Source organism: Curtobacterium sp. VKM Ac-1376, assembly GCF_015351025.1.
Taxonomy (GTDB): Bacteria; Actinomycetota; Actinomycetes; order Actinomycetales; family Microbacteriaceae; genus Curtobacterium.
In genome coordinates this window covers 1-22,810 of record NZ_JADKRV010000028.1, presented here as the reverse complement: position 1 = coordinate 22,810, position 22,810 = coordinate 1, and the positions used below count along the sequence as shown (strand labels likewise).

The following is a 22,810-nucleotide window of genomic DNA, read 5'->3' as shown; positions in this document are numbered from 1 at the left end:
CCACCGGCCCCACACCGCCATCGGGAACCGGTCACCCATCACACGGTTGACCAACGTCCCTGGGCAGTACAGCTAGGCGATCGCGATCTCGTTGGGCACGCCCGGCAGCTCGTCGCTCGAGGCGATGACCTTCCCCGTGGTCAGGTCGACCGCGTGGATCTTCTGCTCCGCCGGGTCGGTGACGTAGGCGACGTCGCCGTCGACCTTCAGTGCGGGGTGTGCGTCCTGCCACTCGGCCGGCCCCTCCCACGCGTCGACGACCGGGAACGACTCGAGCTGCTTGCCCGTCGTCTCGTCGAAGGTGTGCAGGGCGCCGTCGTCACCGAGCACCACGGCCTCGTCCTCCGGGCCGCGCGCCAGGTCGCGGAACGTGAAGCCGACGCCGTCGGGCATGTCCGCGACGGTGTACTCACCCGAGTCCGCGTCGATCAGGGCGATCTGGTCGAGCAGGTAGCCCTCGCTGTCGGGGTCGTCGTTGTAGTCGCCGACCGCGACGGACGAGTCCTCGGTGGTGAACAGGTTGCCGGTGCGGCCGTACTCGGTCGGGGCGTCGATCTTCTCGAACGCGCCGTCGTCGTAGACCAGGGCGCCGTCGGTGCAGCCGAACACCGCGACCTCACCCTTGACCGCACCCTCGCCGTGCACGTCGGGGCAGTCCTCGGACCGGGCGATCTCCTCACCGTCGGCGTCGAGGGCACGCACGCCGGAGCGGCTCTCCTCGGTACCGATGGTCGTCAGGAGCGTGCCGTCCTCGAGCTCGATCGCGACGCCGTGGTGCGCTGCCTCGGACTTCGTCGTCTCGACGTCGGGCAGGTCGGCCCCGTCGAGCTCGGAGTGGTCGAAGGTCGTCACGTCGCCGGTGCCGTCGGCGAACAGTGCGGTGCGGTCCCCGTGCGCCACCGCGTGGCCGCCGGTGTCCGCGGGGAACACCGCGTCGGTCAGAGCGGGCTCGGCCTGCGTGTCGAGGACCCGGAAGCCCTCGGGCACGGTGACGAGCACGTGGCGTCCGTCACCGGCCGGGTTGACCCGGGTGAAGCCGTCGATCGCGTCGTCGGCCACCACCTGCAGGTCCTGGTTGAGGACGAGCAGGCCGCCGTCGTAGGTCAGGGTGATGCGGGTCCCGTCGGCCTTCGGGGTCGAGGTGCCCCCGGCGTCGGCGGCGTCGGTGGAGCACCCGGTCAGGGCCAGGGCGGCTGCGCCCAGCAGGGCGGCGGGCCATGCGGCCCGGAGCGTCGTGTTGTTCGTCATGGGCTTTACTGTATTGATTCTCATTCTCAATTACGAATCGACAGGCCGTCGACGATGGCCTCGGTGTTCGAGCGCATCATCCCGAGGTACGTCGACGCGGCGCCGTCCTCGGTGAGGGACTCCGTCGCCAGCGGGCGGATCTCGACGTGCAGGTCGACCTCTTCCGCGAGCACCTCGGCCAGTCGCGCGGGCTGCGAGGCGTCGGCGAAGATCGTCGGCACGCCCGCTTCCTCGATGGCGTCGGCCAGGTCGCGCAGGTCGGCGGCGCTCGGGGAAGCCAGGGTCGTGCCGCTCGGGATCACGGCTCCGACCACGCGGAACCCGTACTGGTCGGCCAGGTAGCCGAACACGTGGTGGTTCGTCACGAGCGCCCGGCGTTCCTCGGGCACGGTCCGGAACGCGGTCGTCATCGTGTCGTCCAGGTCTCGGAGTTCGTCCAGGTAGGCGTCGGTGCCCGTCGGCTCGATCCCGGCGTCGCGCAGGTCCTGGTCGAGCGCCTCGACCACGTCGACCATCCGGGCCGGGTCGGTCCAGAAGTGCGGGTCGGGGCCGCTGTCGTCCTCGGTGGTCCACCCCAGCGGCTCGAATGCGTCCCCGGCGGTGGAGACCGGGACGCCGTCCTCGGCGGCCGCCGCGACGTGACGAGCGACTCCTTCTTCGAGGCCGAGTCCGTTCTCGACCACCAGGTCGGCGCTCCGGAGCCGTGCCGCCTGTTGCGCGGAGACCTCGAACGAGTGCGGGTCGGCACCCGGGGGCATGAGGACCATGACGTCGGCCTGGTCCCCGACGACCTCGGTGACGACGTCGCCGAGGATGTTCGTGGTCACCGCGACGAGGGGGCGGTCGGAGCTGGCGGCGGTGCAGCCGGTGACGACGGCGACGGCTGCGGCGACGAGGCCCGCGGTGAGTGCACGCCGTGCGGACCGGCTGGCCCGCGTGGTCCTCGCTGTCTTCGGGGCGCTCACAGTCCCACCTCGGCGAAGGCGACGGGGGCGACCGGCAGCTCGATGGTGCGGGCGACCCGGGCGCCGTCGGCGAAGTCGATCTCGTGCACGGTGCCGTCCGTGGGATCCGCCAGGTAGGCGCGCTGGGCGTCGAGCTGCAGCAGCGGTGCGGGGCCGTCGGGGCCGGCGCCGGTCAGTGGCTCGGTCGTGGCCACCTTCCCCGTCGAGGCGGTCACGACGACCACCCGCCCGGAGTCATCGACCCCGACCACGTGTTCGTCCTCGTCGTCCACCGCGACCACGGCGCGCAGGGGTCGCTCGGTCGGCACGAGGCGCCAGGAGCCCTCGCGCACGTCGAGCAGCCAGAAGCCGGTGTCACCGGCCAGCCCGGCGACGGTGGGACGCCCGGCACGGGCGGCGAATGTCGTCGGCCGTTCGGCGCCGTCGGGCAGGTCGACGAACGAGGTCTCGCCGGCGTCGTCTACCACGACCGCTCCGTCGGCACAGCCCACGACGGCCCCGGCGCGCGTGATGATCCCGCCCGCTGGGTCGGTACAGGTCTGCGCGGTGCCGGTGCTGTCGGTCGGTTCGCCGTCCGCGTCGAGCACGCGGACCGTGTCGCCCTGCGCGGCCACGAGCCGGTCGCCCATCGGCAGCAGGACGCTCGCGTCGACGCGCGCGGTCACGTCGACCTCGCCCTGACCCAGGGCCTCGCGGTCGAGCACGACGGCCTCGCCACGGTCCGGCCAGGTGATGGTCGTCATGGTCTCGGACGAGTGCACCTCGGCCCGGCCACCGCCGTCGATCGTGCCCACGACCCGCGGTTCGGCGGCGTAGTAGTGCGTGTGGTCACCGTGGTCGACCGTCCAGGCGCCGCCGTCGACGATCGTGGTGCGGTCGGCGTCGCTCGTCACGAGGAACCGGCCGTCGGTGGCCGAGTGCTCCGGTGCGTCCACACCGTCGAGCTCGGTGGTCTCCTCGGTGAGCAGGTCGTGCACCGCGGTCTCGCCGGCCGCGGACACGGCCAGGAGGCGCACCTGGGGTTCCTGGGACTCGCTCGCCCCGGCCACGTAGCCGTGGGGGCGGGCGGTGCCGGTCGAGCTGTCGGCCGACGGGGTGCCCGTGGAACAGGCGGTGACGGTGAGGGCCAGGCCGGTGGCGAGGCCGATGGTGGACAGGATGCGCGCGGGGGCGCGGCCGGTGGTCGAGTGCTTCATGCTCCCTCTCGAGACGGTGCGGCGGATCGTGGTGCTGCCGGCGCGGCCGCGCGCGACGGTGCGGGGATCGGGGTGCGCCGCAGGACGACGGCGGCCAGGGCGCGCGAGACCACGACGCCGCCGACGGCGACCGCGGCGATGCTCGCGCCGGCGGCGGTGCCGGCGTGCCAGGAGACGAGCAGCCCGACGAGCACGGCGACGGCACCGATGCCGGCACCGAGGAGCATCGTCGAGGCCACGTGCCGGGTCCACGCACGGGCGGCGGCCGCCGGCGCGAGCAGCAGGCCCACGACGAGCAGGGTGCCGACGGCCCGGTACGAGGCGACGACCGCCAGGGTGACGAGCCCGATGAGCACGACCTCGGCCAGGCGTGGGTGCAGTCCGAGCGTCGTGGCCTTGCGGGTGTCGAACGCCAGGGCGGTGAACGGCCGGTGGAAGGCCGCGGCGACGGCCAGGGCCACGGCCGCGGCGATCGCGAGGCCGCCGACGTCGGCCCGGGTGACGGCGAGGACGTCGCCGAACAGGATCGCCGTGACGTCGGTGGCGAACGACCGCGAGGACGAGACGATGATCACGCCGAGTGCGAGCATCCCGACGAAGAGCAGGCCGATCGAGGTGTCGTACGACAGCCGGGCGCGACGGCGCAGCGCCCCGACGCCGAGCACCATGACCCCGGCGCTCACCGCGGCGCCGAGCACCGCCGGGATCCCGGTGAGCGTGGCGATCGCGACCCCGGGGAGCATGCCGTGCGACAGCGCCTCGCCCAGGAACGCCATGCCCCGGACCAGCACCCACGTGCCGACGACGGCGCACAGGACCGTCGCCAACGAGCCGCCGACCAGGGCGCGCACCATGAAGTCGACGGAGAACGGATCGGTCAGCCAGGTCACGGTCGACGACGCTACATGAAAACGAGTATCGATACTGATAGCGTCCTCAGGTGCCTCCGACAGCTCCGAGCGAGCCCCGATCCGCCGTCCACCTCGACCGGGTGACGGCCGTCCTGGGTGACCGGACCGTTCTCGACGCGCTCGACGCGACGTTCCCCGCCGGCGTCGTCACCGCACTCACCGGACCGAACGGATCCGGCAAGTCGACGCTGCTCGACGTGGTGGCGGAGGTCGTGCGGCCGACCACCGGGCGCGTGGCGGGCCTCCCGTCCGACGGCGTCGCCTACGTGACCCAGTCCGTACCGCCGACCACGCTCCCGCTCACCGTCCGCGCGGCCGTCACGATGGGGCGGTGGCGGCAACGCCCGTGGTGGCGGCCACTCGGGCGGGGCGACCGGGCGATCGTCGACGCGCAGCTCGAGCGGATGGCGATCGTGGACCTGGCCGACCGGCCGCTCGAAGAACTGTCGGGTGGGCAGCGCCAGCGCACGCTCGTCGCACTCGGCCTGGCGCAGCGGGCACGGGTGCTGCTGGTGGACGAGCCGACCGCGGGGGTCGATGCGGACTCGGCGGCGCTCGTGGTGGCGGCGCTCGCCGACGAGGCCTCCGCCGGGGTCGTGGTCGTGCACGCGGCGCACGACCCCGCGGCGATCGCCGCGGCCGACCGCATCGTCACGCTGACCTGACCCTGCCCGGGGGTGACGGTGGTGATCGCAGAATGCCATCACGAGATTTTCTGAGATAATGGCATACGTCAGAAAATCCGACGCACCGAGTCTGGCTTCAAGGAGCGATCGTGACCACGTGGCCCGCGCTGCAGTACGAGGAAATCGACTGGGAGCGCCGTGACGCCGATTACGGTCCGCGGGCAGCTCGACGCGGCACGGTTCGGGAATCGTACGGTGCAGCGGTTCCGCCCGCGATCGCGGGACTCCGGATCGAGCTGAGCGACGACGTGGCGACTCTCGTCGACGAAGCCTCGACCGCGCTCGTGCGGTTCGACAGCGAACTCGGTGGTGAGGTGTCTTCGTTCGCCTCGCTCCTGCTGCGCTCGGAAGCAGCAGCGTCGTCGCAGATCGAGCACCTCACGGCGAGTGCTCGGCAGGTGTTCGCCGCCGAGATCGGCGCCCCCGGCAAGCGCAACGCCACCGCGATCGTCTCCAACACGCGCGCGATGCGGACCGCGATCGAACTGTCCGATCAGTTGACCTCCGACACCGTGCTCGCGATGCACGAGGTCCTGCTCGAACACGATCCCCACCACGATGCTGGAGCGTTCCGGCGTGAACCCGTGTGGATCGGCACCGACGGTCGCAGCCCGGTCGGAGCCGACTTCGTCGCCCCGGCATGGGAACGGGTTCCGGGACTGGTCGACGACGTCATGACCTTCGCGCGGCGACTGGACCTGCCTCGGCTGGCGCAGGTTGCCGTGGCGCACGCGCAGTTCGAGACCATCCACCCGTTCACCGACGGGAACGGTCGTACCGGGCGCGCACTGTTGCAGGCCATGCTGCGGTCCAACGAGCTGACCCGCAACGTGACGGTCCCGGTCTCGGCAGGACTCCTGGTCGACACTGCGGGCTACGTCGAGGCGCTGACGGCGTACCGCCGTGGCGACGTCGAACCGATCATCCGGCGGGTGGCCGAAGCCGCATTCGCCGCGATCGGGAACGCGACGGAGCTCGTCGAGGACATCCGACGGATCCGGAGGAGCTGGCAGGACCGGATCGAGGCTCGACGGGACTCCGGCGTCTGGGACGCTCTCGACGTGGTCGCGCGGCAGCCCGTGTTGAACGCGACGGTGCTCGCCGCCGAGATGGGTCTCGTGACGAGGAACGTGTACCCGCACATCCAGAAGCTCGTCGACGCCGGCATCCTGCTGTCGAAGAACGAGTACCGGCACGGCGTGCTGTACCGCAACGACGAAGTGCTCTCGGCGCTCGACGAGTTCGCCGCGCGGTCCGGGCGCCGGGGCTGACACCGCCGAGCCGCCACGGCACAGCTGGGTGGCCCCCCCGAGCGGACCGCAGCGGCGACACCGCCACGCCTCCGAACACCGAGCCGTCAAGCCCCCTGGTGCGTCGATCCGTTCCCGTCGGCCCCGAGCTCGCTCCACAGGTGCGCGATCGTCGCCGCGCCGTCGAGCAGGGTCCGCAGGTCGACGCTCTCGTCACTGGAGTGCCAGTGGTCCTCCGGTAGCCCGGTGCCGACGAACAGCACGGGCGCCTCGAACACCCGCCCGAGCAGTTCGGCCGGACCGCCCCCGGCGTTGCCCATCCGCCCCGCCGTCTCGGTGCCGTGCCCGAGCTCCATCGCCCGCACCAGGGCGTCGAGTGCCGGGCCCGTCGGGGTCACGTACGGGTCCTGGCCGGACTCCTCCGGGATCTCCAGCTCGTAGGTCACGCCCTCGGGCATCGTGTCGGCGACGAACCGGCGCAGTTGCTCGGCGACGGCCTGCACCCGCTGTCCGGGCACGGTACGGATGCTGATCTCGGCAGTGGCCTCACGCGGGACGACGGCGCGCGGGAACCCCGTGGGGTCGCCGGCGAGCAGCGTGAGGACCTCGATCGACGGGCGGGCCCAGAGCCGCTCCTCGACCGAGTACCCGGCTTCGCCCGTGATCGCCCCGGTCTCGGTGCGCTCGACCCACACGTCCGGGTCGAAGTCGAGCGCGTGCAGCTCGTCGCGCCGCTCGTCGCTGAGTTCGTCGACGTCGTCCAGGAAGCCCGGGATCACGATGCGCCCCTCGTCGTCGTGCATCGCGGCGAGCACGGTGACGAGGGCGTGCACCGGGTTCGGCGCGGGGCCGGACACCGCGCCGCTGTGCACGTCGCGTGCGGGGCCGGTGACGGTCAAGGTCGCACCGGTCATGCCGCGCATCGAGGTCACGACGGCGGGGTTGCCGGCCTTCCACTGCAGGGTGTCGGAGAACACGACGACGTCGCACGCCAGGCGCTCGTGCTCGGCGTCGAGCAGGTCGGCGAAGTGGCTGGAGCCGAGCTCTTCCTCACCTTCGACGATGTACTTGAGGTTCACGGCCGGGGCTTCGTCGTCCTGGAGGGCCAGGTGCGCGCGCAGCCCCCACAGGTGGGCGAGGACCTGTCCCTTCGCGTCGGACGCTCCGCGCCCGTACAGGCGCCCGTCGCGGAAGACGGGTTCGAACGGCGAGGTCTCGACCCACTCCTCGGGCTTGGCGTGCCGGACGTCGTGGTGGCTGTAGACGAGGACGGTCGGCAGCGCGGGGTCGACGAGCAGCTCGCCGTAGACGGCGGGCGAGGGGCCGGCCTGCAGGACCTCGGTCTCGAGCCCGACCTCGCGCATCGCCCCGGCGAGCCAGTGCGCGGATCGGTCCACCTCGACCGCCCGCTCAGGTTGCGACGCGACGGACGGGATCCGTACCCATTCGCTGAGCTGCCGGACCAGGTGCTCGCGGTGTTCGTCGAGGAACCGCGCGACCTCGGCGCGGCGGGTGTCCGGTTCGGTGCTGTCGGTCACGGGGGCGGACATGGGTCTCCGTTCGGTCGCGTGGTGGTGCTGCTGACCGTAGGGGCGCGCGGCTCGGTGCCGTCACGGATTGGCCTGGAGGCGCGGACCGGGTTCGTCAGACGCGTCCCGGAGCGCCGCGGTGCGGGTCCGGGGCCCTCAGGCGTCGAGCGCGCGTCGCGCCGCCGCCACGACCTCGGCGTCGGTGACGAAGTGCGCGGAACCGTCGTCACCGGCGCCCATCGGGACCCCCGCGTGCGCGCTGTCCGCCGCGGGGCGCTTCGCCGACAGGTGCACGGCGGCGGCACCCGTGGCGAGCAGGGCCCGGACGTCGGCCGGGGTGACGCCGGCGCCGGCCATGACCTGCACGGGCCCGGCGGCCTCGACCATCCGGCTGATCGTCGTCGCCCCGGCGACGGCGGTGGGCGCCCCGCCGGAGGTCAGGACCCGGGTGAACCCGAGCGCCGCGAGCGAACCCGCGGCGGCGACGGGATCAGCGGCGTGGTCGATCGCGCGGTGCAGGGTGATCTCCGCCGTGGCGCTGACGGAGCGGGCGGCGTCGACGAAGCGACGCAGGGCGTCCTGGTCGAGGGTCCGGTCGGCGCGCAGGGCCCCCACCACGACACCGGCGGCCCCGGAGCGCAGGACCGTGCGGACCTCGCGCTCCATGAGCTCGACCTCGTCGGGGGTGTGCACGAAGCCACCGGGGCGGCAGCGGACGAGGGCGTGCGCGGGGATCCCGGTCTCGTGGGTCATCTCGACCAGGGCCTGCGAGGGGGTGAGCCCGCCGAGCTCGAGACCGACGCAGAGCTCGACGCGGTCGGCACCACCGTCACGTGCAGCGATCGCCCCCGTCGGCGACGTGACGGCGATCTCGAGTGCGGCGGTGGGGCTCATGCAGGGTCTCCGAGCGGTTGGTTGGAGGCGGGGACGATGCGGGCACCGAGGTCCGGTGCCGTCGGGAACACTCGATCGTAGGGGAACATCGGCCGCTCGATCCTGTGGTGGCCGAGCCGCAGCAGGTCCTGGTCGACGCCGCCCGGGGTGAGTGCGAGCATCCAGTCCGCGGACATGTCGAACAGCTCGGGTTCGAGGTACCCGATCTTCACGATGACGACGTCGGCGTCCCGCGGGGCCAGGTCGAGGTCGGTGAAGTCGTGCTCGTGGTGGTAGGGCTTGCGCAGCTTGGTCAGGATCGCGAAGACGCTGCCGACCTGCAGCACGACCTCCGTCTCGGCGTCACGGTCGCCGTGCTTGATCGCGTGCACCCGGCCGGTCATGGTGATCGGACCGGCGTGCACGTGGTCGACCTCTGCGCCGGCGGTCACGGTGATCGTCGCACCCACCCCGGCCTCCACCGCGGCGGCGACGGCGGCGGGACCGGGCACGCTCGCGTAGACCACGGTGGGGCCGGACGGGTCGCGGAACTCCGGGCGTGCGAGGACCTGCGTGAGCCCCCACGTCATGTCGCCGGAACCACCGGCGGTCGGGTTGTCGCCCGAGTCGGAGATGAAGTACGGCTTCGCGGCGCCGGGGGCGAGCGCGGCGTCGAGGCACTCCTCGAACGTGCCGGTCGGTGCGACGAACACGAAGTCCTCGCGGACGTCCCAGAAGGCGCGGGCCAGCCGTTCCGCGCCCGCTGCGACGACGTCCGGGGACCATCCGGTGACGACGGTGACGGCCTGGTCGCGGGGTTGGTCGGCCCAGGCGTACCCGACCCAGATCGCGGCGTCGAGGACCCCCTCGGTCTGCTCGACGAGCGGGACCTGTGCGTACAGCGACCTCGCCGGCTCGAGCCGGGTCGAGGTCTGCTCGCCGGGCAGGAGCACGGGGATCGGGATCCACGCCTTGACGGGCCGCTGCGCCCCGACGGGTCGCTCGGTCAGCACGTCGACGAGGTTCCGGACGGCGCGCTCCTTCGTCTCGAGGGCGTCCTCGTGCGGGGCCATCCGGTAGCAGGTGACGAGGTCGACCTGATGGGCGAGCTCGCGCGTGACGTTGCCGTGCAGGTCCATCGACGCGGAGACGATGACGTCCGGGCCGACGACCGCGCGGATGCGGCCGAGCAGGTCCGTCTCGGCGTCGTCGAGCCCCTCCACCACCATCGCGCCGTGGATGTCGTACCAGAGGCCGTCGACGTGCTCGGCGTCGACGATCGCCTGCAGGCGGGCCACGATCTCGTCGGCGAGCAGCTCGTACGACGCCCGCTCGACGACGCCGCCGGGCAGCGCGTGCCCGATGAGGGCCCCGCGGAAGTCCGCCGCTTCCGACATCGCGGCGAGGAACGGGTACCGGGCGACGACCTCGTCGCCGCGGTCCGGGTGGAACGCCGACGCCTGGGTCCGGGTCGGCGTGAAGGTCGAGGTCTCGATGGCGAGCCCGGCGATCGCGATGATCGGACGGCGGGTGGCGACGGGTGTGGCGGGCACGGTCTCAGACACGGACGCTCCTGTTCCTGGTGGTGGACTGCGGGATGGGTGCGGAGAGTTCCTCGAGCGAGGCTGCGAGGCCCCGCTGGAGGGCGAACTGTCCGGCGCCGACGAGCCCGGCGTCGGCGCCGAGCGACACCGGTTCGATGGCCAGGTGCTGGGTCATCAGGGGGTGGCAGCTCTCGTACAGCTGACTCCGCACGGCGGCGATGAAGGGGTCGAGGGTGGACAGGATGCCGCCGAGGTAGACGGCGTCCGGGTTGAAGAAGTTCACGTTGGCGGCGAGCACTTCGCCCAGGTACTTGCCCGCCCGGCGAACGGCCCGGGTGGCCTCGGGGTGCGCGTCCGAGGCCAGCCGCACCACGTCGGCGGTCGAGGCCACGTCGACCCCGGCGTCCGACAGGATCCGGACGAGGGCGGCCCCGGAGGCCACCGTCTCGAGGCACCCGGTGTTGCCGCACGAGCACGGGGTGTCCCCGGCGGCGTCGATGCGCACGTGGGTGATGTCTCCGGCGGCTCCCGTCGAGCCGCGGTAGAGCCGACCGTCGATGACGATCCCCGCTCCGATCGCCGACCCGGCCTTGATGGTGATGGTCTGGCGGCGAGCCGGGTCCTGCACGGTCTGCTCGCCCGCGGCCATGCAGTTCGCGTCGTTGTCGACGATCGCCGGCAGCCCGAACCGCTCGCTCAGCCACGCCGTCACGGGGAACCCGTTCCACCCCGGCATCCGGCTCGGCAGGTCCACGACGCCGGCCTCGACGTCGACAGGACCCGGCAGGCTCAGCCCGACGCCGCGCAGCCCCTCGCGACCACGGTCGTCGGCGAGTCGTTCGAGCAGCGCGGCCAGACGCCGCAACCCGGCGGTCGGTCCGTCGGAGAGCGCGAACGGGACGTTCGCGACGGACTCGAGCGTGCCTCCAGGCAGGACCACGCCGATGCGCGCGTGCCCGCCACCGACGTCCGCGGCGACGGCGTACTCGTCCACCCCGCCGATGCGGAGCACCTTGCGGGGGCGGCCGCCGGTCGAGACGTCGGTGCCCTCTTCGGCGAGGATTCCGTGCTCCAGGAGCTGACCGACGACGTGCGACACGGTCGAGGGGGCGGCTCCGAGCACCTTCGCGATCTCGGTCCGGCTGGCGGCCTGCCCCGAGGCGACGAGCTCGAGGACACGGGCGCTGAGGTCGGCCACGACTTTCTCCAATCCGGGTGGAACGCCAGCGGAACACCGGTCAGTGGTCCGTTCAGCCGCGAGCCTACGGGGCAGATCCGACGGTCGACCCTTTCGCCCGTTCCGCAGTAACGCAGTTTTTACATCGAGATGTTTGTTTTTCCAAGCGCTTTGGTCCTTGACTGTCCTCGTGCCGCTCGGCACCCGTGCTCCACCTCCCCGAAGTCCCTCGCACAAGGAGACACCGCATGTCCAAGCCCCGTCGCTGGGCGCTCCTCACCGGAGCTGCGATCGCCGTGAGCGCGCTGCTCGCCGGCTGTTCCGGAGGCGGCAACGCCTCGCAGGGATCGACCGACGAGATCAACTACGCGCTCCCCGCCAACTTCACGCCGAACTGGATCCTGCCGATCGGCACGGCGGCACACCTCAACACGAACAACGGCTCGATCGCGCAGTCGCTGTACGAACCGCTCGTCGCCTACGACGGCTCCACCGGCAAGATCGCGTGGAACAAGGCCGGCTCCGTGGCCACCGACGCGGAGTTCGCCGACGACGGCAAGAGCGTCACGATGACGCTCGGTGACCGGCACTGGTCCGACGGCGAGGCGATCACGAGCCGCGACGTCGAGTTCTGGTTCAACCTGATCAAGGCGAACAAGGACCAGTGGGGCTCGTACTCGAAGGGCAAGGCACCGGACAACTGGACGTCGTTCGAGGCGGTCGACGACACCCACTTCACGATCACGTTCGACAAGGCGTACAACTCGGACTGGATGCTCGCCAACCAGCTGAGCCACGTCATCCCGCTGCCCCAGCACGCCTGGGACAAGACCAGCGCGACCGCGAAGGTCACCGACGCCGACGAGACCACCGCCGGCGCGAAGCAGGTGTGGAAGTACCTCAACACCGCCGCCGGCAAGATCTCCGACTACGCCACCGACGACCTGTGGAAGACCATCTCCGGTCCCTACGGCGTCAAGACCTTCACCACGGCCGGCAAGGTCACCCTGACGGCGAACGAGAAGTACGACGGCGGCGAGGAGCCGTCGATCACGACGGTGAACCTGCTGCCCTTCACCACGGCCGACGCCGAGGTGAACGCGGTCCGATCGGGCGAGGTCGACTACGGCTACATCAACGCCACCGACATGGACCAGGAGTCCGCCTTCACGGGCAAGGGCTACGAGGTGCAGCCCTGGACCGGTTGGGCGATCACCTACATGCCCTACAACTTCAACAACCCGACGATGGGTGCCGTCTTCCAGCAGCTGTACGCCCGCCAGGCCGTCCAGATGTCGATCGACCAGAAGTCACTGTCGAAGGTCGTCTTCAACGGCACCGCCACCTCGACCTACGGCCCGGTCCCGCAGGCACAGGAGTCCGACTACGTCTCCGACGTGCAGAAGTCGAACCCGTACCCGTTCAGCACCTCGAAGGCCAAGGACCTGCTGACCAGCCACGGCTGGGAGGAGCAGGGCGGCACGATGGTCTGCACCGACCCGGGTACCTCGGCCAGCCAGTGCGGCGAGGGCGTGAAGCAGGGCACGAAGTTCTCGATGCAGGTGCTGTCGCAGTCCGGCTCGACCGTGACCGACAACATGATGAGCGCGATCCAGTCCTCGCTCGCGAAGACCGGCATCGACTTCACCATCAAGACCGCGCCGGTGTCGAGCGTGCTGTCGCAGACCCCGACCTGCACGTCCGACGAGGCCAGCTGCGACTGGGACCTGTCGTTCTTCGGCACCGCGGGCAGCTGGTACTTCCCGGCCTACCCGACCGGTGAGTCGCTCTTCCAGACCGGCGGCTCGGCGAACTTCGGCAGCTACTCGAACGAAGAGGTCGACTCCCTGATCGACGCGACCACCACCTCGACCGACGCCACCGCGGTGCAGGACTACAGCGCCGCGGTCGCGAAGGACCTGCCGGTGATCTGGCTGCCGAGCCCCGACTACCAGATCTCGGTCGTCAAGAAGGGCCTGTCCGGGTTCGACCAGGACTCGCTCGCCAACTTCCACCCGGCCCAGTGGAAGTGGAACAAGTAGGTCGCTGACGCGACCACGGCCTGGCGCGCCCCGCTCAACGGCAACGCGAAGCGTTGCGCGGGGCGCGCCGACCGAGCCAGCGAGGGAGGACGGTGCGCGTCCGACGCGCACCGCGCCTCCCGTCCCTCGCACGTCTCCAATCCGACCATCGGAAGCCGCATGACCACAGCTCTCTCCCTCACCAGGCGCGTCCTGCAGGCGCTCGTGGTGATCCTCATCGTCACCGTCGTGGTGTTCTGCCTGCTGCACGCGCTGCCCGGCGGCCCCGCCCGCGGCGTGCTCGGCGTCTCCGCGACCCCCACGCAGATCACCGCGTTCAACCAGGCGCAGGGCCTCGACCAGCCGCTGCCCGTGCAGTACCTGCGGTTCCTCGGTCGGCTGCTCACCGGCGACCTCGGCACCTCGTACACACTGAACGAGCCGGTCTCGCAGCTCATCGCCGAGCGCCTGCCGAAGACCCTCGTCCTCACCGGCATCTCCGCCGTGCTCGGGCTCCTCGTCGCGATCCCCGTCGGCATGCTCCAGGCGGCCCGTCGCAACGGCGCGGTCGACTACGCGGCCACCGCCCTGGCGTTCGTCTTCTACTCGACGCCCGCGTTCTTCCTCGGCCTCGTCCTGATCGTCGTGTTCAGTCAGCAGCTGCCGTGGCTGCCGTCGCAGGCCCCCAGCGGCACCACGTTGGCCGAGGTGTTCCAGGACCCGGCCGGACTCGTCCTGCCCGTGCTGACCGGTGCCCTCGCGATGATCGCGGTGTTCAGCCGGTACATGCGCGCCTCGACCCTCGAGAACCTGCAGGAGGACTACGTGCGCACCGCCCGTGCCGGCGGCGCCTCGACCATGACGATCCTGCGCCGGCACGTGTTCCGGAACTCGCTGACGCCCGTCGTCGCGATGCTCGGGTACTACCTGCCGGTGCTGTTCGGCGGCGCCCTGGTCACCGAGCAGCTGTTCAACTACCCCGGCATGGGGCTCCTGTTCTGGAACGCCGCCCAGTCGTCGGACTACCCGACCCTGCTCGGCTGCGTCCTCGTCATCTCGATCGCGACGGTGGTCGGCACCCTGCTCGCCGACGTCGCCCAGTCCCTCATCGACCCGCGAGTGAAGGCAGACCGCGCATGACCGCTCAGCTCGCACCGTCCGTTCCCGGCGCACCGCTCATCGATCCGGTCGCCGCCACCGGCTGGAAGCTCGCCGCCCGCAGGTTCCGGAGCAACACCCTCGCCGTCATCGGCCTCGCGCTGATCGTCGTCATCGTGCTGTTCTGCTTCGTCGGACCGTTCCTGTACCAGACCGACCAGACCCACACGCTGCTCGAGCAGGCGAACCAGGGTCCGAGCGCCGCGCACTGGCTCGGTACCGACGCCGTCGGCCACGACGTGCTCGGCCGCCTGATGTACGGCGGCAAGGTCTCGCTGATGGTGGGCATCGCCGCCGGGGTCCTGGCGACCGTCGTCGGCACCCTGTGGGGCTCCGTCGCCGGGTACGTCGGCGGCTGGGTCGACGCCCTGATGATGCGCATCGTCGACGCCGGCATCGCGATCCCGGCGCTGTTCATCCTGCTCGTCATCTCGGCGATCACGAACCCGGGCGTCGGCGGCCTCATCGTCATCCTCGGGCTGGTGTCGTGGCTCGTGCCCTCCCGGCTGATCCGCGCCGAGACCCTGACGCTGAAGAACCGTGACTACGTGCTCACCCTGCGCGCCATCGGTGGCTCGCACGCCCGCGCCATCGGCAAGCACCTGCTGCCGAACTCGGTGTCCACGATCGTCGTCGCCGCGACGTTCCAGGTGGCCGACGCGATCCTCCTCGTCGCCTACGTCTCGTACCTCGGGCTCGGTGTGCAGCCGCCCGCGACGGACTGGGGCGGCATGCTCTCGGCGGGGCTCACCGCCGCGTACTCCGGACGCTGGTGGCTCATCGTGCCGCCGGGTCTGGCCGTGATCCTGGTCGTCTGCGCGTTCAACGCCGTGGGCGACGGACTGCGGGACGCCTTCGACGTGAGGGGCCGCTGATGACCACCGAACCGATCCTGCGGACGACCGACCTCGGCGTCTCGTTCAGCACCGAGTCCGGCACGGTGGACGCCGTCCGGGGCGTGTCCCTGTCGGTCGCCCCCGGCGAGACGCTCGCGCTCGTCGGCGAGTCCGGCTCGGGCAAGTCGACCGTCGCGCTCGCCGCGATGGGCCTGCTCTCCGGCAACGCGACCGCCACCGGCAGTGCCGTCGTCGCCGGCCACGAGGTCGTCGGAGCGCCTGAACCCGCGCTCCGCGCGCTGCGTGGCTCGACCGTGTCGATGGTCTTCCAGGAGCCCGCGACCGCACTCGACCCGCTCACCCGCGTCGGCGCCCAGATCGCCGAGGTGATCCGGAACCACCGTGACGTCTCCGCGTCCGCCGCGGCGGCCGAGGCCGTCGACCTGCTCCGCCGGGTCGGCATCCCCGACCCCGAGTCCCGCACCCGCTCCTTCCCGTTCCAGCTGTCCGGCGGGCAGCGCCAGCGCGTCGTCATCGCGATGGCGATCGCGAACGCGCCGAAACTGCTCATCGCGGACGAGCCGACCACCGCACTCGACGTGACGGTGCAGGCCGAGATCCTCGAGCTCCTCCGCGCGCTCGCCGTCGAGACCGGCACCGGCGTGCTGCTCGTCACGCACAACATGGGGGTCGTCGCCGACTTCGCCGACCGGGTCGCCGTCATGCTGCAGGGCGAGATCGTGGAGACCGGGGGCGTCGAGGACGTCCTGCTCCGCCCCGAGCACGAGTACACCAAGCGGCTGCTCGCGGCGGTGCCGCGGCTCGAGACGCCGGCGTCGTCATCCGACGCCGCTGAGTCGGCGAGACGCCTCCGGATTCGGCGGCGGGATGCGCAGACGCCGGCGTCTTCCGAGCTGGGGACGTCGGGTGCGGCGGCCGGGAGGCCCGGTGCGACCCCGGTGGTCGACCTGCGGGACGTCTCGGTGACGTTCGGGCGCGGGGCGCGCGCCGTCCACGCGCTCGCCGGCATCGACATCGCGGTGCACGCGGGCGAGACGGTCGGCCTGGTCGGTGAGTCCGGCTCCGGCAAGTCCACTGCGGCCCGGGTGGCGCTCGGGCTCATCAAGCCGACGTCCGGCGCGGTGTCGTTGTTCGGGCAGGACCTCCGGACCGCGAGGGGCCGCGACCGTCGTGCCCTCCGGTCGGGCATCGGCGTGGTGCTGCAGGACCCGGTGGCGTCGCTGGACGCCCGGATGTCCGTCGCCGAGTGCATCGCGGAACCGCTGGCGGTGCACCGTCGCGGGATGTCCTCGGCGGACCGCCGGCGCCGCATCGACGAGGTGCTCGACGCCGTCCGGTTGCCGCGTACGCTGGCGTCCCGGGCTCCCCGCGAGCTCTCCGGCGGGCAGCGGCAGCGGGTCTCGCTGGCCCGCGCCCTGGTGCTCGAGCCGCGGCTGCTCGTCGCCGACGAACCCACCTCGGCGCTCGACGTCAGCGTGCAGGAGACCGTGCTCGAGGTCCTCGGCGAGCTGCAGGACGACCTGGGGTTCGCCTGCCTGTTCGTCTCGCACGACCTGGCCGTCGTGCAGCACTTCGCCGAGCGCGTCGTCGTGATGCGCCAGGGACGCGTCGAGGAGCAGGGCACCACCGGCACGACGTTGCTGCACCCGACCACCGACTACACCCGGCGCCTGCTCGCGGCGGTGCCGGTCCCCGACCCGGTGCTGCAACGCCAGCGACGGACCGAGCGCCTCGCCTCGCTCGCGGCGGTGACGGCATGACCCGGGTCCTGGCCGGCGTCGACGTCGGCGGCACGAACACCAAGGTCGTCCTGACGACCCCGGAGCTCGAGGTCATCGACCGCGTCGACCTCCCGACACCCGCCCACGCGGGCGGAGCGGCGATCGTGGCGGCCGCCGTCGGCGCGGTGACGGGCCTGCTCGAGGCGCACCGGGCCTCCCTTGCGGGTGTCGGGGTGGGCGCTGCCGGCGTGGTCGACGCGACCACCGGAACCGTCCTGGTGACCGGCAACTCGTTCACCGGCTGGGCCGGGTACGGCGTCACCCGCGCGGTCTCCGAAGCCCTGGACGTCCCCGCGACGCTCGACAACGACGTGAACGCGTTCCTGCTCGGCGAGATCGCCACCGGCGCCGCCGTGGGGGAGTCCGACGTGCTCGGGATGACCCTCGGCACCGGCGTCGGCGGGGCACTCGTGCTCGGCGGACGACTCTTCTCCGGCCCGCGCGGAGCGGCGGGGGAGATCGGGCACGTGCCGGGTTTCGGCGACGCGCTGTGCACCTGCGGCCAGGTCGGACACCTCGAGACCATCGCCGGTGCGCGGGGGATCGCCGACCGGTACGCCGAGCGCTCCGGACGCATGCTGTCGGCGCGTGACGTCGCCGTCGCCGCGCGCGGTGGGGACGCCGCCGCCGCCGCGGTCTTCGCCTCCGCGGGGTGGGGGCTGGCCCGTGCCGCCCTGCTGACGGCGGGCATCCTCGACGTCACCACCGTCGTCATCGGCGGCGGGATCGCGCGGTCCTGGGACCTGCTCGAGCCGGCCGTGTCGGCAGCGATCGCGGCGGAACCGCCGGTCAGCGGGGCGACGATCCGGCTCGCGCAGTCGACGCTCGGCTCCGACGCCGTGGCGCTCGGTGCGGCGGCGCAGGTCCGGGCCCGGGTGCTGGAGCCGGAGGGCGCCTGACGGGTGGCGTGCGCTCAGCGCACCCAGACCACGATGCCGCGCAGGTCGTGGAGCACCGCGGCGAGCCCGGCCCGCAGGGCCCGCGCGGCACGGTCCTCGGTGAACGTGGACGGGTCGTAGTGGCTCGACGGCCCGAGGCCCTCGCCGCGGAAACCGCCGCCCGTCCAGTCCGCCGCCGTGACGTTCGACGTCGGCTCGGCGATCTCGGCACCGACCACCAGGAACTGCTGGTGGAGCGCCGTCGGTGACACGGCGGCGAGCGGGTCGACCATGTGGTTGCCGACGCTGATCACGAGGTCGGGTCCCTCGTCCACGGCACGGATCACGGCGGCGATCCGGTCGTCTGCGTCCTTCGCGGCCACCTCGGTGACGGTGACGTCCTCGTCCGCGGCCCACGACTCGACGGCGCCGACCAGGGTCTTGGTCGGTGCGTCGTCGGCGGCCTCGCCGGCGTCGGACAGGAGCACCACGTCGTAGTCGTCGGGGGCGTGCACCCCGGACCACGAACCGGGCTCCGGGTGGATCGTCGCCTCGGGGGCCGGCGGCCGGTCGGCGTCCGAGAAGCCCGCCCCGAGCACCCCCGCCGATGTCCGGGCGGAGGCGGTCGCGGACGGTCCGGCGCCGGTCCCGCCGACGGATCCAGCCGAGCAGCCGGCGAGCAGCACCGCACCGGTCCCGACGAGTGCGACGGCGGTCAACAGGACGGTGGTCCGGGCGGTGAGGCGGGTCACTGGGTCTCCTGGGGCGAGCGGGTGCGGCTCGTGTGCCGCGACGATCGCCACCATGGAAGCACGCTCGACGGGGCGCCGGGCCTGTCGGGGGACCTGGCCAACCCCCGTCCCGTTGCCGGTCACCAGCTGTTCACCTGCCGGTCGCCCGGGGGCCGGATGGTCTGCGCGTGACCTCCGGAACCCCCGGCGCGCTCCGGCGCGCCCACCCTGCCCGCTCCGTCCGCTCCGCTCGCCCGTTCGCGCTGGTGGCACGCATCGTGGCCGCACTCGTGCTCCTCGGGGTGGTCGTGGTCGGCGTGCTGGCGGTGGCGTCACCGGCGTCGGCGCACGGCTTCAGTTCGGTCGTCCACGCGGACGTCACGTCGACCGAGCCGTCGGTCGTGCACGCCGAGCTCGGGCTCGAGTACGACCTGATGCTCGTCTCGGTCGCCACCAGTGAGCACGACGACGCACTGCACGAGCAGGGGCAGGAGGCCTGGGACGACGGCGACTTCCCGGGCATGGTGGCGGCGGCCGAAGCGCACACCGATGCGATCGCAGAGTACGTCTTCGACCGGTTCTCGGTGACCGGCGCCGGCGGGCAGGCCTGCACCGGCACGCTGGGCGACACCGTCACGGTCGACATGCAGGACGAGGTGCCGTACGCCCGGCTCACGGCTGACTTCGCCTGCCCGGAACCGTCGGAGACCCAGTCCGGACACGTGGTGTCGTCAGCGCTGTTCCCCGACGACGAGACGTTCGTCCGCGACACCAAGACGATCGTCACCTACGACGTCGACGACCGGAAGGGCTCGGCCACCCTCGATGCCTCGCAGCCGTCCTTCTCGACCGAGCAGTCCGCCGGCGAACGCTTCTGGGAGTTCTTCCGCCTCGGCGCCGAGCACCTGCTGTTCGGCATCGATCACATCCTGTTCCTCGTCGCGCTCATCGCCGGGTCCCGGCGGCTGCGCGAGGTCGTGTACACCGCGTCCGCCTTCACGATCGCGCACTCGATCACCTTCATCCTCGCCGCGCTCGGCGTGGTGAGCCCGCCGGCGATCGTCGTCGAGCCGCTCATCGCGCTGTCGATCGCCGCGGTGGCCGGCTGGTACCTGTGGCGGCTCTGGCGCCGTCGGTCGCGGGCCGATGAGCTGGTGGTCGGGGACCACGGGCACTTCTCGCTCGACCGTGCCGGCTGGACGCGGCTGGCCGTCGTCTTCGCGTTCGGGCTCATCCACGGGCTCGGGTTCGCGGGCGCCCTGGGCATCCACGAGGCGTTCTCGTGGCAGCTGCTCGTGTCGCTGCTCGTCTTCAACGTCGGCATCGAGGCCGTGCAGCTCGCGATCATCGTCATCGTGTTCCCGCCGCTGTCGCTCCTGCGGCGGAAGGCGCACCGGGTGTCGCTCTGGGTGACGGGTGCCGTGACCGCCGGGGTCTTCCTGATGGGGATGATCTGGTTCGTGGAGCGGGTGGTGGCGGGCTGACAGGTCGGCCCGTTCCTGAACAGCGACGAGTCGTCACTCAGCGTTTACCAAGACTTTTGACAGGGCATGCAGAGTCTCCCCTGCTGCTCCATCCCACGTCTGAGAAACGGACCACCATGAGTCTCCTGTCCGGCGCCCCTACCCGGCGCAGAACCACCACCCTCCGCGTCTGCGGAGCCGTCCTCGGGGCCGCGCTCATCGCCGGTGCCTCGATGGTCGGCACGAGCGCCGCCACCGCTGCGACGAACACCCCCACCACGAACATCTCGACCGGTGGCCCGATCCACATCCTCCTGGGTGTCGGTTCCACCGAGAGCCAGCGCATCGCCTCGTGGTACTTCCCCACGAACGTCGCGCAGTCGCTCGAGATCCAGAAGACGGCGTCGATGACCGACGGCGTCTTCTCGGACGCCAAGCAGACGATCGCCGCCGCGAAGGCCGCGAACACCGCCGCCGACACGAGCACGACCGACTCGAGCACCCGGAACATCGAGGGCATCGCCGCGGAGTCGGGCTACATCAACGCCCACGCGACCATCTCGGACCTCGAGCCGAACACCTCGTACACGTACCACGTCGGTGCGGCGGACGGCTCGGCCTGGTCGGCGTCGTACACCTTCACCACGAAGAGCTTCTCCGGCGACTTCGACTTCCTGTTCTTCGGTGACCCGCAGATCGGTTCGTCGGGCTACACCGACGACGACGGTGCCGGCTGGGCCGACACCCTGGAGTACGCGACCACGAAGGACCAGGACGCCGAGCTCCTGGTGTCCGGTGGCGACCAGGTCGAGCACGCGAACAACGAGTACGAGTGGGGTGCGTTCGCCGACAGCAGCGACGTGCTGAAGCGCTACCCGTGGGCGTCGACCATCGGCAACCACGACGTGGGCGGCAAGGCCTACGAACAGCACAACCAGGTGCCGAACTCCCTCAAGGTCCCGGACTTCTACCCGGGCGGCAACACCACCGCGAACTCGGGCGGTGACTACTGGTACATGTACAAGGGCGTCCTGTTCATCGACATCAACTCGAACGCCTACACCGCCGGTTCGGACGCGGCCCACGTGAACTACGTGCGCGACGTCATCACCCGCCACGGCGACGACGCGAAGTGGACTGCTCTGGTGTACCACCACGCGATCTACTCGCCGGCCGCGCACGCGAACGACAAGGACAACCAGCAGCGCCGGTTCGACTTCACGCGTGCGTTCTCCGACATGGGCGTCGACCTCGTCCTGCAGGGTCACGACCACGCGTACACCCGCAGCTACGCGATCAAGAACGGCAAGAAGGCCAACGTCGCCGAGCAGCCGGGTGCCGACGAGGTCTTCGCCGGACCGGGCGGCGTCATCTACGTCACCGCGAACTCGGCCTCCGGCTCGAAGTACTACGACCTGACGGCGCCGGACGCGTCCCAGGGCTACGGGCCCGACCCGCTCGACCCGACCGGGCAGCGTCACTTCGCCAACTCGGTCGAGAACCAGGAACACGTCCGCACGTACGTCAAGGTCGGCGTCACGGACGGCAACCTCGCCGTGACGAACGTCCGGGCCAGCGACTGCACCACGCTCAACTCGGCGGTCCAGCACGGCAACGTCGACAGCTGCGGCGTGACGCTCCAGCCGACCGCTTCGGCCGACCCGGCAGCGATCGGTTCGTCGGTCGACGAGTTCAACCTGCACGCCACGCTGCCGACGACGACGACGACGCTCTCCGCGTCGGCCGCCGAGCAGACCTACCGCACCGCCAAGCCGGCCAAGGTCACCGCGACCATCGCCGGTGGCATCGGTACCCAGCAGGGCACGGTGACGTTCAAGGACGGCACCAAGGTCCTCGGCACCGCCGCGGTGAAGGGCGGCACGGCCAGCATGACGCTGCCGAGCACCCTCGCCATCGGCAAGCACTCGCTGACGGCGTCGTTCGTCAATGCGGACTCGGTCTACTCGGGCACCGACTCGAAGACGGCCAAGGCCACGACGGTCACCGTCTCGAAGGCACCGTCGCGCACCGCCATCAAGTACAGCGGCGGCAAGGCGACGGTGCAGGTGAAGGCCACCGGCTTCACCGTCAACGGCACGGCCCGGATCTACCAGGGCTCGAAGCGCCTCGCCACCGTCACGGTGAAGAAGGGCAAGGTCGTCTCCGCGCTGCCGCTGAAGAAGGGCACGCACAAGCTGCACGCCGTCTTCGCGGGCACGTCGGAGCTCACCACGAGCACCAGCCCGACCGTGAAGGTCGTCATCAAGTAGCACCCGGCACCACGAAGGGCCTCGCGACCACGGTCGCGAGGCCCTTCGTCATGGTCCGGGGTGGGCGGCTGTCCAACCCGAGGACAGGCGCCGCACCGGCTGAGGGGAGACCCGAACTCCCGCTTCCCGGTGTCGCTGTGCGATCACCTGGCCAACCTGAGGCGAGCATGCGCCCCGGGTGGTCGATCCCCTAGTTGTGATGTCCAGGGACGTTGTGTCGTTGGGCGGTCGTTGACGCGCTGATCGAAGAAGGCCTCCCGGTGGTGGAGTGG

18 protein-coding genes are annotated in these 22,810 nt (G+C 71.5%); 9 read left to right on the top strand and 9 right to left on the bottom strand.

Going from position 1 to position 22,810, the window contains the following annotated elements; translation table 11 throughout:
- Window positions 1-72 precede the first annotated feature (72 nt).
- From ITJ56_RS17490 to aztB, 4 genes are read right to left on the bottom strand one after another with little or no spacing between them, the layout of a single operon-like run.
- Complete coding sequence (locus ITJ56_RS17490) at window positions 73-1,248, bottom strand: hypothetical protein (RefSeq protein WP_194631908.1); 1,176 nt, start codon at window positions 1,246-1,248, stop codon at window positions 73-75.
- 26 nt (window positions 1,249-1,274) lie between these two features.
- Window positions 1,275-2,213 carry a metal ABC transporter solute-binding protein, Zn/Mn family gene (locus tag ITJ56_RS17485; protein ID WP_194631907.1) on the bottom strand — a complete coding sequence of 313 codons (939 nt, stop codon included), beginning with the start codon at window positions 2,211-2,213 and terminating at the stop codon, window positions 1,275-1,277.
- Window positions 2,210-3,409: a YncE family protein gene (locus tag ITJ56_RS17480; protein ID WP_194631906.1), complete on the bottom strand. Its 1,200-nt coding sequence runs from the start codon at window positions 3,407-3,409 to the stop codon at window positions 2,210-2,212. Before ITJ56_RS17480 ends, ITJ56_RS17485 begins: the two co-directional genes overlap by 4 nt.
- Window positions 3,406-4,299 (bottom strand): zinc ABC transporter permease AztB, encoded by an 894-nt coding sequence (gene aztB / locus ITJ56_RS17475; RefSeq protein WP_194631905.1) that lies wholly within the window; start codon window positions 4,297-4,299, stop codon window positions 3,406-3,408. The genes ITJ56_RS17480 and aztB overlap by 4 nt, the downstream gene beginning before the upstream one ends.
- Window positions 4,300-4,349: 50 nt before the next feature.
- Between aztB and ITJ56_RS17470 the strand changes: the two genes are divergently transcribed.
- Window positions 4,350-4,985 (top strand): ATP-binding cassette domain-containing protein, encoded by a 636-nt coding sequence (locus ITJ56_RS17470; RefSeq protein ID WP_323749861.1) that lies wholly within the window; start codon window positions 4,350-4,352, stop codon window positions 4,983-4,985.
- 110 nt (window positions 4,986-5,095) lie between these two features.
- Entirely contained in the window at window positions 5,096-6,277 is a 1,182-nt protein-coding gene (locus ITJ56_RS17465) for a Fic family protein (protein WP_194631904.1), read from the top strand.
- Window positions 6,278-6,363: 86 nt separating this feature from the next.
- Here the strand turns inward: ITJ56_RS17465 and ITJ56_RS17460 are convergent, their stop codons facing one another.
- The 4 genes from ITJ56_RS17460 to ITJ56_RS17445 all read right to left on the bottom strand — a co-directional run bounded on the left by ITJ56_RS17460 (window position 6,364) and on the right by ITJ56_RS17445 (window position 11,400).
- Entirely contained in the window at window positions 6,364-7,806 is a 1,443-nt protein-coding gene (locus ITJ56_RS17460; RefSeq protein ID WP_194631903.1) for a M20/M25/M40 family metallo-hydrolase, read from the bottom strand.
- A 135-nt stretch (window positions 7,807-7,941) separates the two neighbouring features.
- A complete protein-coding gene (locus ITJ56_RS17455; protein ID WP_194631902.1) occupies window positions 7,942-8,679 on the bottom strand; it encodes a copper homeostasis protein CutC in 738 nt (245 codons plus the stop codon).
- Window positions 8,676-10,223 carry a M81 family metallopeptidase gene (locus ITJ56_RS18775; protein WP_323749860.1) on the bottom strand — a complete coding sequence of 516 codons (1,548 nt, stop codon included), beginning with the start codon at window positions 10,221-10,223 and terminating at the stop codon, window positions 8,676-8,678. The genes ITJ56_RS17455 and ITJ56_RS18775 overlap by 4 nt, the downstream gene beginning before the upstream one ends.
- Window positions 10,216-11,400 carry an ROK family protein gene (locus ITJ56_RS17445; RefSeq protein WP_194631901.1) on the bottom strand — a complete coding sequence of 395 codons (1,185 nt, stop codon included), beginning with the start codon at window positions 11,398-11,400 and terminating at the stop codon, window positions 10,216-10,218. The genes ITJ56_RS18775 and ITJ56_RS17445 overlap by 8 nt, the downstream gene beginning before the upstream one ends.
- Window positions 11,401-11,627: 227 nt before the next feature.
- Between ITJ56_RS17445 and ITJ56_RS17440 the strand changes: the two genes are divergently transcribed.
- The 5 genes from ITJ56_RS17440 (at window position 11,628) to ITJ56_RS17420 (ending at window position 18,095) form a co-directional block, all read left to right on the top strand.
- Window positions 11,628-13,421: a peptide ABC transporter substrate-binding protein gene (locus ITJ56_RS17440; protein WP_194631900.1), complete on the top strand. Its 1,794-nt coding sequence runs from the start codon at window positions 11,628-11,630 to the stop codon at window positions 13,419-13,421.
- 159 nt (window positions 13,422-13,580) lie between these two features.
- Window positions 13,581-14,540 carry an ABC transporter permease gene (locus ITJ56_RS17435; protein ID WP_194631899.1) on the top strand — a complete coding sequence of 320 codons (960 nt, stop codon included), beginning with the start codon at window positions 13,581-13,583 and terminating at the stop codon, window positions 14,538-14,540.
- The gene (locus ITJ56_RS17430) at window positions 14,537-15,433 is read left to right on the top strand and encodes an ABC transporter permease (RefSeq protein WP_194631898.1); all 897 of its coding nucleotides are present in this window, start codon (window positions 14,537-14,539) and stop codon (window positions 15,431-15,433) included. The genes ITJ56_RS17435 and ITJ56_RS17430 overlap by 4 nt, the downstream gene beginning before the upstream one ends.
- A complete protein-coding gene (locus tag ITJ56_RS17425) occupies window positions 15,433-17,175 on the top strand; it encodes a dipeptide ABC transporter ATP-binding protein (protein ID WP_194631897.1) in 1,743 nt (580 codons plus the stop codon). The genes ITJ56_RS17430 and ITJ56_RS17425 overlap by 1 nt, the downstream gene beginning before the upstream one ends.
- Window positions 17,172-18,095: an ROK family protein gene (locus tag ITJ56_RS17420; RefSeq protein WP_194631896.1), complete on the top strand. Its 924-nt coding sequence runs from the start codon at window positions 17,172-17,174 to the stop codon at window positions 18,093-18,095. Before ITJ56_RS17425 ends, ITJ56_RS17420 begins: the two co-directional genes overlap by 4 nt.
- A 14-nt stretch (window positions 18,096-18,109) precedes the next feature.
- Here ITJ56_RS17420 and ITJ56_RS17415 read toward each other — a convergent pair whose 3' ends face one another.
- Window positions 18,110-18,826: a hypothetical protein gene (locus ITJ56_RS17415; protein ID WP_323749859.1), complete on the bottom strand. Its 717-nt coding sequence runs from the start codon at window positions 18,824-18,826 to the stop codon at window positions 18,110-18,112.
- A gap of 167 nt (window positions 18,827-18,993) precedes the next feature.
- On the opposite strand from ITJ56_RS17415, the gene ITJ56_RS17410 reads away from it, so the two are divergent.
- Both ITJ56_RS17410 and ITJ56_RS17405 read left to right on the top strand, forming a co-directional pair.
- On the top strand, window positions 18,994-20,289 hold the full coding sequence (locus ITJ56_RS17410; protein WP_194631895.1) for a HupE/UreJ family protein: 1,296 nt from the start codon (window positions 18,994-18,996) through the stop codon (window positions 20,287-20,289).
- Window positions 20,290-20,405: 116 nt separating this feature from the next.
- Window positions 20,406-22,538, top strand: coding sequence for an Ig-like domain repeat protein (locus ITJ56_RS17405; protein ID WP_194631894.1), 2,133 nt, complete (start codon window positions 20,406-20,408; stop codon window positions 22,536-22,538).
- Window positions 22,539-22,810 lie beyond the last annotated feature (272 nt).

Excerpts from the sequence above, each read along its gene's own strand:
- ITJ56_RS17490 (WP_194631908.1), bottom strand. The coding sequence starts at position 1,248 with ATGACGAACAACACGACGCTCCGGGCCGCATGGCCCGCCGCCCTGCTG.
- ITJ56_RS17480 (WP_194631906.1), bottom strand. The coding sequence starts at position 3,409 with ATGAAGCACTCGACCACCGGCCGCGCCCCCGCGCGCATCCTGTCCACC.
- ITJ56_RS17460 (WP_194631903.1), bottom strand. The coding sequence starts at position 7,806 with ATGTCCGCCCCCGTGACCGACAGCACCGAACCGGACACCCGCCGCGCC.
- ITJ56_RS17455 (WP_194631902.1), bottom strand. The coding sequence starts at position 8,679 with ATGAGCCCCACCGCCGCACTCGAGATCGCCGTCACGTCGCCGACGGGG.
- ITJ56_RS17440 (WP_194631900.1), top strand. The coding sequence starts at position 11,628 with ATGTCCAAGCCCCGTCGCTGGGCGCTCCTCACCGGAGCTGCGATCGCC.
- ITJ56_RS17435 (WP_194631899.1), top strand. The coding sequence starts at position 13,581 with ATGACCACAGCTCTCTCCCTCACCAGGCGCGTCCTGCAGGCGCTCGTG.
- ITJ56_RS17430 (WP_194631898.1), top strand. The coding sequence starts at position 14,537 with ATGACCGCTCAGCTCGCACCGTCCGTTCCCGGCGCACCGCTCATCGAT.
- ITJ56_RS17425 (WP_194631897.1), top strand. The coding sequence starts at position 15,433 with ATGACCACCGAACCGATCCTGCGGACGACCGACCTCGGCGTCTCGTTC.
- ITJ56_RS17420 (WP_194631896.1), top strand. The coding sequence starts at position 17,172 with ATGACCCGGGTCCTGGCCGGCGTCGACGTCGGCGGCACGAACACCAAG.
- ITJ56_RS17405 (WP_194631894.1), top strand. The coding sequence starts at position 20,406 with ATGAGTCTCCTGTCCGGCGCCCCTACCCGGCGCAGAACCACCACCCTC.